Origin of the sequence: Pseudomonas entomophila (genome assembly GCF_029193575.1) — a bacterium.
GTDB classification, from domain to species: domain Bacteria; phylum Pseudomonadota; class Gammaproteobacteria; order Pseudomonadales; family Pseudomonadaceae; genus Aquipseudomonas; species Aquipseudomonas entomophila_G.
The window spans coordinates 94912-106763 of record NZ_JARGCS010000019.1 but is presented as its reverse complement, the minus strand read 5'-3'; the positions used below and the strand labels follow the sequence as shown (position 1 = coordinate 106763).

General features: G+C 65.3%; 13 protein-coding genes and 1 tRNA gene. 9 read left to right on the top strand and 5 right to left on the bottom strand.

Annotated elements, in window-relative coordinates; genetic code table 11:
• Positions 1-58: 58 nt before the first annotated feature.
• Positions 59-535, top strand: a complete 477-nt coding sequence (locus P0Y43_RS09500; RefSeq protein ID WP_275637039.1) for a DUF1289 domain-containing protein — start codon at positions 59-61, stop codon at positions 533-535.
• Positions 536-596: 61 nt separating this feature from the next.
• Complete coding sequence (locus tag P0Y43_RS09495; RefSeq protein WP_275637038.1) at positions 597-1349, top strand: hypothetical protein; 753 nt, start codon at positions 597-599, stop codon at positions 1347-1349.
• A 12-nt stretch (positions 1350-1361) separates the two neighbouring features.
• Here P0Y43_RS09495 and queD read toward each other — a convergent pair whose 3' ends face one another.
• Positions 1362-1718 (bottom strand): 6-carboxytetrahydropterin synthase QueD, encoded by a 357-nt coding sequence (gene queD, locus P0Y43_RS09490; protein WP_039576684.1) that lies wholly within the window; start codon positions 1716-1718, stop codon positions 1362-1364.
• Positions 1719-1770: 52 nt separating this feature from the next.
• Positions 1771-2850 (bottom strand): patatin-like phospholipase family protein, encoded by a 1080-nt coding sequence (locus P0Y43_RS09485; protein ID WP_275637037.1) that lies wholly within the window; start codon positions 2848-2850, stop codon positions 1771-1773.
• A gap of 180 nt (positions 2851-3030) precedes the next feature.
• On the opposite strand from P0Y43_RS09485, the gene P0Y43_RS09480 reads away from it, so the two are divergent.
• The 5 genes from P0Y43_RS09480 (at position 3031) to P0Y43_RS09460 (ending at position 7016) form a co-directional block, all read left to right on the top strand.
• Complete coding sequence (locus P0Y43_RS09480; RefSeq protein ID WP_275637036.1) at positions 3031-3339, top strand: PepSY domain-containing protein; 309 nt, start codon at positions 3031-3033, stop codon at positions 3337-3339.
• Positions 3339-3653, top strand: a complete 315-nt coding sequence (locus P0Y43_RS09475; RefSeq protein WP_275637035.1) for a PepSY domain-containing protein — start codon at positions 3339-3341, stop codon at positions 3651-3653. The genes P0Y43_RS09480 and P0Y43_RS09475 overlap by 1 nt, the downstream gene beginning before the upstream one ends.
• Complete coding sequence (locus P0Y43_RS09470) at positions 3654-4322, top strand: response regulator transcription factor (RefSeq protein ID WP_275637034.1); 669 nt, start codon at positions 3654-3656, stop codon at positions 4320-4322. It begins immediately after the preceding gene.
• On the top strand, positions 4319-5638 hold the full coding sequence (locus P0Y43_RS09465) for a sensor histidine kinase (protein ID WP_275637033.1): 1320 nt from the start codon (positions 4319-4321) through the stop codon (positions 5636-5638). Before P0Y43_RS09470 ends, P0Y43_RS09465 begins: the two co-directional genes overlap by 4 nt.
• Before the next feature lie 220 nt (positions 5639-5858).
• Entirely contained in the window at positions 5859-7016 is a 1158-nt protein-coding gene (locus tag P0Y43_RS09460) for an HPP family protein (RefSeq protein ID WP_275637032.1), read from the top strand.
• On the opposite strand, the gene P0Y43_RS09455 is transcribed toward P0Y43_RS09460, so the two are convergent.
• Positions 6990-7856 carry a LysR family transcriptional regulator gene (locus P0Y43_RS09455; RefSeq protein ID WP_275637031.1) on the bottom strand — a complete coding sequence of 289 codons (867 nt, stop codon included), beginning with the start codon at positions 7854-7856 and terminating at the stop codon, positions 6990-6992. The genes P0Y43_RS09460 and P0Y43_RS09455 overlap by 27 nt on opposite strands.
• A gap of 206 nt (positions 7857-8062) precedes the next feature.
• On the opposite strand from P0Y43_RS09455, the gene P0Y43_RS09450 reads away from it, so the two are divergent.
• On the top strand, positions 8063-9952 hold the full coding sequence (locus tag P0Y43_RS09450; RefSeq protein ID WP_275637030.1) for a propionyl-CoA synthetase: 1890 nt from the start codon (positions 8063-8065) through the stop codon (positions 9950-9952).
• A 13-nt stretch (positions 9953-9965) separates the two neighbouring features.
• Here the strand turns inward: P0Y43_RS09450 and zapE are convergent, their stop codons facing one another.
• Both zapE and P0Y43_RS09440 read right to left on the bottom strand, forming a co-directional pair.
• Positions 9966-11051, bottom strand: coding sequence for a cell division protein ZapE (zapE, locus tag P0Y43_RS09445; protein WP_275637029.1), 1086 nt, complete (start codon positions 11049-11051; stop codon positions 9966-9968).
• A gap of 103 nt (positions 11052-11154) precedes the next feature.
• Positions 11155-11397, bottom strand: coding sequence for a DUF465 domain-containing protein (locus tag P0Y43_RS09440; RefSeq protein WP_275637028.1), 243 nt, complete (start codon positions 11395-11397; stop codon positions 11155-11157).
• Positions 11398-11720: 323 nt separating this feature from the next.
• Here P0Y43_RS09440 and P0Y43_RS09435 point away from each other — a divergent pair.
• Positions 11721-11795: transfer RNA gene (locus tag P0Y43_RS09435), tRNA-Gln, on the top strand.
• Positions 11796-11852: the final 57 nt, after the last annotated feature.

Here is an 11852-nt window from a genome sequence, read left to right as displayed (position 1 = left end):
CCTGGTTAGACAAAGGGCTAACATGGTCCGGTGTTCCACCGCCAAGCCGTTGTTTTTCATGTCCAACCAGTCCATCAAGACCCCTTGCGTCGGCCTTTGCTCCACTGTCTACGGCGACACGGTGTGCCGTGGCTGCAAGCGTTTCCATCACGAAGTGATCAACTGGAACGGCTACGACGAAGACCAGAAGCGCGCTGTCTGGCTGCGTCTGGAGCAGCTGCTGGTGCAGGTGATGATGGCCAAGCTGGAAGTATTCGACAAGGATCTGCTGCGCCAGCAACTGGAGCAGCGCTCGATCCGTTTCGTGCCGCAGCAGTCCGAATATTGCTGGGCCTATCAGTTGATCGCGCGTGGGGCCCGCCTGATCCGCGACCTGGAAGCCTACGGCATGGTCCTGCTGCCGGAGTTCCGTGGCTGGGAACTGCCGCAATTGCGCGACGCCATCGATCGCGAGTTCTTCCTCCTTTCAGAAGCGCACTATCAGCGCTACATAGCCCCGGCCTTCCTGCGCCGGACGCAGGGGGAGGGTTTCTAGATGCCCAAGGGCGCTCAGGGGGCCTAGCGTAGGTGTTCCCCTCACGCCAAGGAGCACCCTGATGACCACGCTTGAATTCCAGCCCGAAATGAGCTTTATCGCCCGTTGCCACTGGCAACTGCATGACCGTCCCGTTGCACCTGGGCAATGGGACCAGACCAGCGACCTGTTCCGACCGTTCTGGGTCGAATTCAACGACTGGAATGGTGATGATGGCTGGTTGATCACCAGCAAGGATTACGGCGATGAGGCGATCCTGTCGTTTCTGGCCGACGAGGTGGTCGGCAAGGGCGTGCGTCGACGTTACGTGACCGACAGCTTCTGGTTCGGGGTCTACCGCCACGCTGACGGCTACGTGTACGAGATCCGGCCAGCTTATGACGCTCGGAACGTGCATGCCTGGCCGAACCTTGACTATTGGCTGGACGTCAGCCGCAACGGTTACCTGGGCTTCTATACCGCCCTTTCTCCGGCAGGCGTGTGTGTGAACGAGAAAGCCAGGGTCGTGCTAAGGAACCCTCAGGGCGTCTCGGTCGAGTTGCCCATCTCTCCACCTTTCCGTATAGCGACCCCGCTATATACCCTGACGTGCGACCGTCGCACGCCTCTATGGCATATTCCTGACCTGAACCCCTCGGCTCTACAAGAACACGACGTGTTCTCGAACCTGACGCTTTATAGCCCGCACGGGTATGTAGTCAGGCGGCGGACGGAGCATGTGGCCTATCTCAACGACAAGGTCGGTAAGCGGGGCGCTTTCACATTGGTCGTTAGCAATCCCTGCGTACCGCCGCACCCCAAACCGCAACCCTGAAACGCCTGCCGGTCAGTCCCCGGTGTATTCACAGCCACTGGTGCAGGTTTCATGGATACGTACTTTGGAAAGCTCCGGTAGCAGCGGCTTGACCTGCTCCCAGATCCACTTGGCAATGACTTCGCTGGTGGGGTTTTCCAGGCCGGGGATGTCGTTCAGGTAGTTATGGTCGAGGCGCTCGTAGATCGGCTTGAAGATCGCCTTGACCTCGGCGAAGTCGCGAATCCAGCCGGTATGTGGGTCGAGCGGGCCGGTCAGGTGCAGGGCGACCTTGAACGAGTGGCCGTGCAAGCGGCCACATTTGTGTCCGGCTGGTACGTTGGGCAGGCGGTGGGCGGACTCGAAGGTGAACTCTTTGAAAATTTCCACGCGGATAGCTCTGTAGGAATCATTACTGGTGCGCAGTCTACCAGCAAGCCCGTTACAAGGCTTGCAGCCGATCGTGCAACCGCCCGGTGGCGATCAATTCCAGCAGTTCGTCACCCAGCCGCTGGCTTTCGGCGATGGCCTGGTACCAGTAGCGCTTGCGACCCGGCGCATCCCCCATGAAGCGCTTGAAGTCGTTGCGGTCCGGCAGCTTGCCGTAGGGCAGGGCGGCCAGGTACTGCGGCGAGGGGGTCATCAACAGCACGTTGCGCAGGCGTGTGGCGTCGCCGCGGCGCCAGGGCAAGGCCTTGTCGAACCACCCAGGCACCACCTTGCCAGTGAAGTGCGGGTAGAGCACCAGGTCGTCGCCTTGGTACGGCAGGTCCAGGTGGTAGTCCAGCAGGCCGCCGTCGCGGTAGGTGCCTTGGCCGACGCCGGGGATGTCGCGCACGCCATTCATCACCATGGGGATCGAACCCGAGGCGAGCAGGGCCTGGCGCAGGTTGGCCAGGTCCAGGGGCAGGCAGCGCGAGGGGAAGTCGGTCAGCGCTTGCAACGGCGGGGTGGCGCGCGCGTCGTGCAGGATGATGCGCTCGAAGTGCCGGGCCAGGCGTGGGCGGCCCAGCAGGTTGCTGGCGATCACCGACGACAGGCCAATGCCCAGGCGGCCGCGCTGGTCGTGGGCAAGCTGGCCGTGGCTCTTGACCACGAGAATGTTCAGGCGGTAGTGCGCGTTGGTGAGGATCTGCCCGTCGCGGCCCTGGAGCAGGTCGTCGAGCATGCGTTGACAGCTGTGGCTCACTTCAGCCTGGGTCACGCCCTTGGCGAAGTCCTGCTCGGTGTACAGCTCGCCCAGGCGGCGCAGGCCCGCGACCGGGTCGTCCAGGCACGCGGCGGCGAAGTGCCAGGAACCGATCGAGGCGCCGATCAGCGCGCGCTGGCGTGGCGCCGACGGCAGCCACTGGCCGAACAGGGCCAGGTCCAGGCCTTGGATGCCCAGCGGTTTGGGGCCGCCGGCGGCGCCGGGAAGCACACCGACGTCGGCGGCCTGCAGACCGCGTTCGCGTATCCGCGCCAGGGCGCGGTGGCCGGCCTTGAAGGTCAGTGCGGGGTATTTGATGTGGATGGCGCTCATGGCGACCTCTTCGAGGCAGAGCGGGCATTATAGGGGCCAATCGCCAGGCGAGCCCGCACCTGCTGTACGGCGCTGCGCCCGGGTGCGCTATCATCCCGCCAGCTGTTTTCAGGTTGAGTTAAGGACCGGTGGTTAATCTTAACCCCGTAGACAACTTGTACATCTCGATGGAGAGACCCCATGAAAACCCTGACCGCACTGTTCACCGCCGCTGCCCTGGCCTTCGGCGCCAATGTCGCCCTGGCCAAAGACGTCCAGCCGGACGAAGTGGTCAAGCTGGTCAACGCCAAGACCATCAAATCGCTGGACGAGCTCAAGGCCGCCGCCGTGGCCAGGCACCCAGGCGCCACCGTCACCGACTCCGAACTGGAGAACGAGTACGGCCGCTACATCTACAAGGTCGAGCTGCGCGATGCCCAGAACGTCGAGTGGGACGTCGACCTGGACGCCAAGACCGGTGAAGTCCTGAAGGACGAACAGGACCGCTGATGACCACCATCCCCCGAGCGGCGCGCTGGCTGGCGCTTGCCCTGATGACCGTCTGTTCGCTGGCGCTGGCCCGCGACCTGGATCAGGACGAGGCCCTGGAACTGCGCCAGCAAGGCATCATCCTGCCGCTCGAGCACCTGCTCGAAACCGCCCTGGGACGTTACCCCGGGGCGCGTCTGCTGGAGGCCGAACTCGAGGAAAAGCACGACCGCTATGAGTATGAAGTCGAGCTCTTGACCCCTGCCGGGGTGGTTCGCGAGATCAAGCTCGATGCCCGTACCGGGGTCCTGCTCAAAGACGAGGAAGACGACTGAATGCGCCTGCTGCTTGTCGAGGACAATGTCCCACTGGCCGATGAACTGACTGCCGGCTTGCAGCGCCAGGGTTATGCCGTGGACTGGCTGGCCGATGGTCGCGACGCCGTGTACCAGGGCCAGAGCGAACCTTACGACCTGATCATCCTCGACCTTGGCCTGCCCGGCCTGCCGGGGCTGGAGGTGTTGGCCCAGTGGCGCGCGGCCAACCTGGCCATCCCGGTACTGATCCTGACCGCGCGCAGCTCCTGGGCCGAGCGCATCGAAGGGCTGAAGGCCGGGGCTGATGACTACTTGACCAAGCCTTTTCACCCCGAGGAACTGCAACTGCGTGTCCAGTCGTTGCTGCGCCGTGCCCGTGGACTAGCCAATCAACCCCGCTTGGAGGCCGCCGGCCTGCACCTGGATGAAGGACGCCAGTGCGTGATACGCGACGGCGTCGACATCCAGCTGACGGCCGCCGAGTTCCGCTTGTTGCGCTATTTCATGCTGCACCCGCAACAGGTGCTGTCCAAGAGCCACTTGGCCGAGCACCTCTATGACGGTGAGACCGAGCGCGATTCCAACGTGCTCGAAGTGCACGTCAATCACCTGCGCCGCAAACTCGGGCGCAGCGTCATCGAGACCCGCCGTGGCCAAGGCTATGTCTACGCCGGGAGCACCGCGTGAAGTCGATTCAGGCGCGCCTGAGCCTCGGTCTGGTGGCGGTGCTGGTGGTGGTCGGCCTGGCCTTGGCGCAACTGACCCTGTTTCTGTTCGAGGTTGGGCTGCAGCGCTACCTGGAGGCGGGCCTGCGCAAGGAGAGCGAGAACCTGCTGGTGGCGCTGGTGCGTGGGCCGACGGGGTTGCAGTTGGATGAGCGGCGTGTGTCGGCGGCCTACCAGCGACCGTTCTCCGGTTACTACTTCCGTATCGACTTCGACCAGGGTACCTGGCGCTCCCGCTCGTTGTGGGACCTGGACATGCCGAAACTGGCGCGCCCAGGCCTGGAGGATGGCCATGAGCTGGGGCCGGAGGGCCAGCAATTGCTGGCTTATCGCGCCGACTACCGGCGTCTGGGCCAGGACATTTCGATCAGCGTGGCCCAGGACTATTCCCCGGTGCGCGAGGGCTTTCGTCGCTTGCAGCAGATCGGCCTGGGCATGGGGGTGGTGGCGCTGGTGCTGGTGCTGGTGCTGCAGCGCATCACCGTGACCCGCTCGCTGCGCCCGCTCGAGCGCGCGCGCCAGCAGATCGCCCAGTTGCAACAGGGCCAGCGCTCGCAGCTGGACGCTGAAGTCCCCAGCGAGCTGCAACCGCTGGTGGACCAGATCAACCACCTGCTGGCCCATACCGAAGACAGCCTGCGCCGTTCACGCAATGCCCTGGGCAACCTTGGCCATGCCCTGAAGACGCCGTTGGCGGTGCTGCTTAGCCTCGCCGCCAGCGAGCGCCTGCGCGACCTGCCCGAGGTGCGTGCGCAGATGCGCGAGCAGTTGGAGCAGATCCAGCAGCGCCTGGCCCGCGAGCTCAACCGTGCCCGCTTGGCCGGCGACGCGCTGCCCGGCGCGCAGTTCGACTGCGACGCCGAGTTGCCAGGGCTGCTGTCCACCTTGGGGATGATCCATGGCGAGGGTTTGTCGCTCGAACGCGAAGTGCCGCCTGGGCTGCTGCTGCCGTGGGACCGCGAGGACCTGCTGGAGCTGCTCGGCAACCTGTTGGATAACGCCTGCAAGTGGGCCGACAGCGAAGTGCGCCTGGGTATCGCGCTGGGCGCCGAGGGTTATCGGTTGTGGGTGGACGACGACGGCCCGGGGATCCCCGAGGCGGCCCGGCAGCAAGTGTTGGAGCGCGGCTCGCGCCTGGATGAGCAGGTTGATGGGCATGGCCTGGGCTTGGGGATCGTGCGCGATATCGTCGAGGCCTGGGATGGGCGCATCGCATTGCTGGAAAGCCCGTTGGGCGGGTTGCGGGTAAGTATCGAGTTGCCACGCAAGGTGCGCTGAAGCGCACGGCCCGCGAGAGGGTCGGAAAAATGGCTGCACCCTTGATCCAGCAAAAAAACTGCACTTCAGGCGCATTTTTTTGAATTTGCCCCAAAACGGTGCGTGCAGCACAATCCACGCCACGAAACTTCCCAGTTTCCATCGTCTCCTTGTAGGGAGCTTTCAAGCCCAGGCCGGTTCGGCTGGGCTTTCTTTTCCAGACCAAGAACACGCTAACCCGATGCCTGCCTCGCGTCCTCAATCCCGTTGGCAGCGCCTGCTCCCGGCGCCGCTCAACACCCCTCCCCGGGAATGGCTGCGCGCCAGTGTCGGCGCGCTGCTGGGCCTGCTGCTCGCCGGTTGGCTGTGCAGCCTGGCCTATGGCCCCGCTATCGCCCTGCACCTGCTGGGCCCTCTGGCCGCGTCGGCGGTGCTGCTATTCGCCGTGCACTCCGGCCCTTTGGCCCAGCCGTGGCCGGTGCTGGGCAGCTACCTGCTGTCGGGCATCGTCGGCCTGGCCATACGCCAGGGGCTGGGCGCTGAACTGTGGGTCGCGGCTGCCGCGTTGGGGGTTTCCCTGTTGCTGATGTGCCTGTTGCGCTGCCTGCACCCGCCCGGCGGTGGCGTCGCGGTGAGCGCGGTGCTGGCCGATTCCGGGCTGGTGGCGCTGGGTGACCACCTGCTCGAACCGGTGCTGCTCAATGCCCTGATACTGGTGGCGGTGGCGGTGCTCTACAACCGCATGACCGGCGTGCATTACCCCAAGGGCGCGATGCCGCGCAAGGACCTGCACCATACCCACGACCCGCTGCCCGGCGAACGGGTCGGTGTCAGCGGCGAAGACCTCGACCTTGCCCTCGAAGAGTTGGGCGAGTTCGTCGATGTCACCCGCGACGAGCTTGAACGCATCATCCTGGCCACCGAGCAACATGCCCTGCGGCGCAGCCTCGGCGGCCTCACCGCAGCGTCGGTGATGGCCCGCGACGTGCAGTGCGCGGCGCCGTCCACCACCCTGGAGCAGGCCTGGAAGATACTCGCCAGCCACCACCTGAAGACCCTGCCGGTGCTGGAAGGCGGCAAGCTCGTGGGCATCGTCAGCCTCAGCGACCTGGTCGGCCCGGCCCTGGCCCGTGACCGTTTCAACTGGCGTGGGCTGTTCGCGCGTCAGCCGGTGCGCCTGGGCCAGGTGATGACCCGCAACGTGCTCAGCGTCCCCCGCGAGCACCCGTTGGAGCGTCTGCTGCCATTGTTGAGCGACCATGGCCTGCATTGCTTGCCGGTGCTCGAGGGCGACACCCTGGTGGGCGTGATCACCCAGACCGACCTGATCGCGGGCCTCAAGCGCCACTTGCTCAGGGCTGCGGCGCAGCGTTCAGGCGAGCGGGTCCCAGCGCTGTGACCAGTCGCTGGCACCGTCGGCTATCTGCCTGCGCAGCACCGCCAGGGCCTGTTGCAGGGCCTCGCTGTCACGCTCGCGGGCGTACACCAAAAAGGTCGGGTAGGTGAACTCCGGCGCCTGCGGCACCCGCTCGAACACCCCGCTGTCCAGGTACGCCTGCACCACCCGAGTGCGGAAATAGCCGCTGCCCCCCTGGTCGAGGATGAACTGCAAGGCCAGTGGCCCTAGGTTGAAACTCAGCGTCGCACGTGCGCAGTCGGGCAGGGCGGCGTCATGGCGGCGACGGAAAGCCTCGCCCCAGTCGATGTAGATGTACGGCTCAGGGCGGCCGACGCGGCGCACACGGATGAGTTTTTCCTCCATCAACTGCTCGACCTGTAGCCCCGGGCCGTAGGTCGGCTGATAGACCAGCGCGGCGTCCAGCAGGCCCATCTCCACCTTGCGCAGCAGCGACCCACCGTCGCTTACCTCGCTGCGGATCGCGTGGACTGGCAACTCCCGGTGCAGGGCGCTGGCCCAGTCGAGCATCAGCGGGTTGCCCAGGCTGACCTCGCCACCGAGGTGCAGTGCCTGCTGGGTGCCCGGCGGCAGGGGCAGTTCGCGTCGTGCCGCTTCCCAGGTCTGCACCAGCTGGTTGGCGAAGGGGATGAACGCCTCGCCATCTGGGGTCAGGCTGGCGCCGCTGCGGTTACGTACGAACAACTGGCAGCCCAGTTGCTGTTCCAGGCGCTGCACCCGCGCGGTAATCGCCGTCTGCGACACGAACAGCCGCTCGGCGGCGGCGACCAGGCTGCCGCAGCGCACGATTTCCAGGAAGGTACGAGCTTGATCGATGTCCATGGAGCGCTCGCTGGAGAAGAAATGCCCACATTCTGTAGGAGCGGGCGTGCCCCGCGATAGCGTCCGTTGCAACGGCATCGGCGAAGCGGCCTGCGACCATGCAAATTTGCAGGTCCGATAGGCCTTTAGTCGCATGGCGTGGCGCGTTTGCAGAGCCATACTCAAGGTTGCCCTTCAATAACAACAAGTACCGGGTTGCAACCAACATGACCTATCAGCACAGCTACGCCCGCTCCATTGAAGACCCCGCCGCTTTCTGGGCCGAGCAGGCCGAGCACCTGGCCTGGCAGCGAAAGCCTTCCCTGACCCTGCAGGAAAACCCCGATGGCACCCATCGCTGGTTCGCCGATGGCCGTCTGAACAGCTGCCACCTGGCCCTTGACCACCAGATAGCGCAGGGGCGTGGCGAACAGGTGGCGTTGATCTACGACTCGCCGGTGACCGGCACCCAGCAGCGCTTCACCTACCACCAATTGCGCGACGAAGTGGCGCGCCTGGCCGGGCTGTTGCGCAGCCTGGGCGTGAGCAAGGGCGATGGGGTGATCATCTACATGCCGATGGTGCCCCAGGCGGCCATGGCCATGCTCGCCTGCGCGCGCATCGGCGCGGTGCACTCGGTGGTGTTCGGTGGCTTCGCCGCCGTCGAGCTGGCGGCGCGCATCGACGATGCCCGGCCAACGCTGATGCTCACCGCCTCCTGTGGCCTGGAGTTCGACCGGGTGATCGAATACAAGCCGCTGGTCGACCGTGCCCTGGCGCTGGCCCGGCACCAGCCGAAACAGGTGTTGGTGCTGCAACGCCCGCAGGCCACCGCCACCTTGCAACCCGGTCGCGACCTGGACTGGCAGGCGGCCATGCAGGGCGTCGAGCCGGTGGCGCCGGTGACCCTGGAGGCCAGCGACCCGCTGTACATCATGTACACCTCCGGCACCACCGGAAAACCCAAGGGGATCGTGCGCGAGAATGGCGGTAATGCGGTCGCCTTGTGCTATGCCATGCGGCATATCTATGGCATGCAGGCCGGTGACGTGTGGTGGGGCATCTCTGACGTGGGCTGGGTGGTCGGTCATTCGCTGATCGTCTACGGCCCGTTGATGAGCGGCTGCACCACGGTGTTCTACGAAGGCAAGCCGATCCGCACCCCGGACGCTTCGGCCTACTGGCGGGTGGTCGAGCAGTACCGGGTCAACGGCCTGTTCTGCGCCCCGACCGCGATGCGCGCGATCCGTAAGGAAGACCCGGAAGGCGAGTTGATCGCCCGCCACGACCTGAGTTCGCTGCGCCAGCTGTTCCTCGCTGGCGAGAAGCTCGACTCCAGCACCCATGAGTGGCTGGAGCGCGTCACCGGCAAACCGGTGCACGATCACTGGTGGCAGACCGAGACCGGCTGGCCGGTCACCGCGCCCTGCGTGGGTCTGCCCGGCAGTGCGGCGCGCCCCGGTTCGAGCAACCGCGCGGTGCCCGGCTACCATGTGCGCGTGCTGGACGACGACGGCCACCTGCTGGGCCCCAACCAGCAGGGCGCGATCGTCATTGCCCTGCCGTTGCCGCCGGGGTGCAGCCAGACCCTGTGGGGTGACCACGAGCGCTACCTGCAGGCGTACCTGCGTACCTACCCTGGCTACTATCACACCGGTGATGGCGGCTACCTGGACGATGACAGTTTCGTCTACATCATGGGTCGCACGGACGATGTGATCAACGTGTCCGGGCATCGGCTGTCCACCGGCGAGATGGAAGACCTGGTGGCGCGCCACACGGCGGTGGCCGAGTGTGCGGTGATCGGCGTGCACGACGAGATCAAGGGGCAGGTGCCTTTGGCGCTGGTGGTGCTCAAGGACGGCGAGGACATCGGCGAGGCGCAGTTGCAGAGCGAGCTGGTGGCCAGCGTGCGCGAGCATATCGGCGCCTTGGCCTGTTTCAATCGGGTGCGGCTGGTGAAGCGATTGCCGAAGACGCGGTCGGGCAAGATCCTGCGGGCGGTGCTGCGCAAGATCGCCGATGGGCAGGACTACCTGCCGCCGTCGACGTTGGATGATCCGGCGGTGTTGGCGGAGATCGAGGGGGTGCTGGCGGACCTGCCCAGGGCGGGGTGATGCCTGGACCGGTTCAGGCCGCGCCGCTCTCAGGTGCGACCTGGCGCAGCTGCCCCAACCGGCTGCGCGTTCGCATCAGGTCGGCCAGTGCGCCGCCCAGGCTTTGTTCCAGCGGCCGGGTGGCGATCACCAACAGTTCATTGTCCTGGTCGTACAGCACGTCCACCAGGTTGGCGAAGCGCTGCTGCGCCGCCAGCGAACACTCCGCCAGGTCGTCCAGCCCGTCGATGATCCAGCGTTCGTAGCGCCTCGCAAGTTCCAGGTAGTCGATCACCGCGGTGGCTTGCTCGCACAGGTCGGCGAAGGCGAACATCACTTGCCCTGGCGCGCTGTGCAGCGCCCGCAACGGCCGGCGGTTGACCTCCAGCAGCACCGGTTGCGCAGCCGGTATGTCCAGCGCCTGGCGCTGCGGGGCGCTTCCAGGCCAGAGGTAGTGGCCGTGCGTGAAACGCTGGTGCTCGCGATTGGCGGGCAGGCTGCGAAAGTCGGTGTCGCCGCCCACTTCCAACACCTGCATGCGGCTGTTGATCAGGCGGATCACCGGCAGGAAGCGCTCGTGGTACAGCGGATTGGGCAGCAAGCCCTCGGGTGCGTAGTTGGAGGTCACCAGCAGGACGACGCCGCGCCCGAACAGGGCCGTGAACAGACGCGTCAGCAGCATCGCATCGCCGATGTCGTGCACGTGGAATTCATCGAAGCACAGTACCCGGCAGTCGCCCAGCAGTTCGTCCAGGGTCGCGCCCAGGGCATCGTCCAGCGCGCGATGGCGGTGCATGCCCTGGTGCAGACGGGCGAAGAAATCGTGGAAGTGCAGGCGTCGCTTGGCGGTCGTCGACACGGCCAGGAAGAAACCGTCGAGCAGCCAGCTCTTGCCCCGACCCACCGCCCCATGCAGGTACAGGCTGCGGGCTTGGCCCTGCTCCAGGGCCGTGAGCTGCTCGGCCATGCAAGCGATCACCCGGCGCTGGCCCTTGCTCAGGGTGTAGCCGCGCTGGCCCGCAGCGGCCTCGAAGCGTGCCAGCAGGTCTTGGTCGCCGACGGTTGGCGCGCGCAGGCGCTGGCCGAGCTGGCGCAGTGGGGACGGGATCCAGGCGGACAAGACGGGCTCCTAACGGGCAAGGGCAGTGCGCAGCATGCGCGAGCGGGCGCATTTTGACCAATCGGGAATGTGCCGGGCAATCATCGCGAAATGCGATGAGTCTCTAGCCCTTGCGTTCGAGCTGGCGCTCGATCATGTACTTGATGGACAAGCGTCGCTCCTTGAGGCGGCGCAGGTCGTCATCGTTGCTGATGCCGGCCCTGATCGACTCGGCGGCGAGGATCTGGTTGTCGATGTCGGTGTATTCGTCGAGCAGGCGGTCCAGGGCCGGGTCCTGCTGGCGGCGCTGCTGGACGATTTCACGGGGGTAGTGAAGGTCTTGGTAGAGGTCGTGGGAAACAGGCATGGCGCCCTCCTTGGTATGCGTGGTTTCGGAGTATCTGTTTTGAAAGGAAAAATCGTGATGTGTTGAGGCAGGGCGGATGAAAAGCGACGAGTGGTTGCGTGTTGTCTGTTCCGGTCCAATCGCGGCGAGCCCGCTCCCACAGGTCCCTCATGGATTTCGAAACCTGCGGGAGCGGGCTCGCCCCGGCAAAATTCATCAGGACCACTAACCTGCTGTTTTCAGGCAATTTTTTTCAAGCAAGGGGTTCCCACCCGAAAAGAAAGTTGTTAAAGTGCCGGCCATTCCAGCACAGCGGCAAATGCAGCTGTCAGTGAAACCTCCACAGGGGCGTCGCCAAGCGGTAAGGCAGCAGGTTTTGATCCTGCCATGCGTTGGTTCGAATCCAGCCGCCCCTGCCATTTTCTCCCAGTGCCTATCACTCCAGCCTGCCATGCAGCCTGGTGTTTTCGCGTTTC

Excerpts from the sequence above, each read along its gene's own strand:
- P0Y43_RS09475 (WP_275637035.1), top strand. The coding sequence starts at position 3,339 with ATGACCACCATCCCCCGAGCGGCGCGCTGGCTGGCGCTTGCCCTGATG.
- P0Y43_RS09455 (WP_275637031.1), bottom strand. The coding sequence starts at position 7,856 with ATGGACATCGATCAAGCTCGTACCTTCCTGGAAATCGTGCGCTGCGGC.
- P0Y43_RS09470 (WP_275637034.1), top strand. The coding sequence starts at position 3,654 with ATGCGCCTGCTGCTTGTCGAGGACAATGTCCCACTGGCCGATGAACTG.
- P0Y43_RS09500 (WP_275637039.1), top strand. The coding sequence starts at position 59 with ATGTCCAACCAGTCCATCAAGACCCCTTGCGTCGGCCTTTGCTCCACT.
- P0Y43_RS09485 (WP_275637037.1), bottom strand. The coding sequence starts at position 2,850 with ATGAGCGCCATCCACATCAAATACCCCGCACTGACCTTCAAGGCCGGC.
- P0Y43_RS09495 (WP_275637038.1), top strand. The coding sequence starts at position 597 with ATGACCACGCTTGAATTCCAGCCCGAAATGAGCTTTATCGCCCGTTGC.
- P0Y43_RS09460 (WP_275637032.1), top strand. The coding sequence starts at position 5,859 with ATGCCTGCCTCGCGTCCTCAATCCCGTTGGCAGCGCCTGCTCCCGGCG.
- P0Y43_RS09440 (WP_275637028.1), bottom strand. The coding sequence starts at position 11,397 with ATGCCTGTTTCCCACGACCTCTACCAAGACCTTCACTACCCCCGTGAA.
- P0Y43_RS09450 (WP_275637030.1), top strand. The coding sequence starts at position 8,063 with ATGACCTATCAGCACAGCTACGCCCGCTCCATTGAAGACCCCGCCGCT.
- P0Y43_RS09480 (WP_275637036.1), top strand. The coding sequence starts at position 3,031 with ATGAAAACCCTGACCGCACTGTTCACCGCCGCTGCCCTGGCCTTCGGC.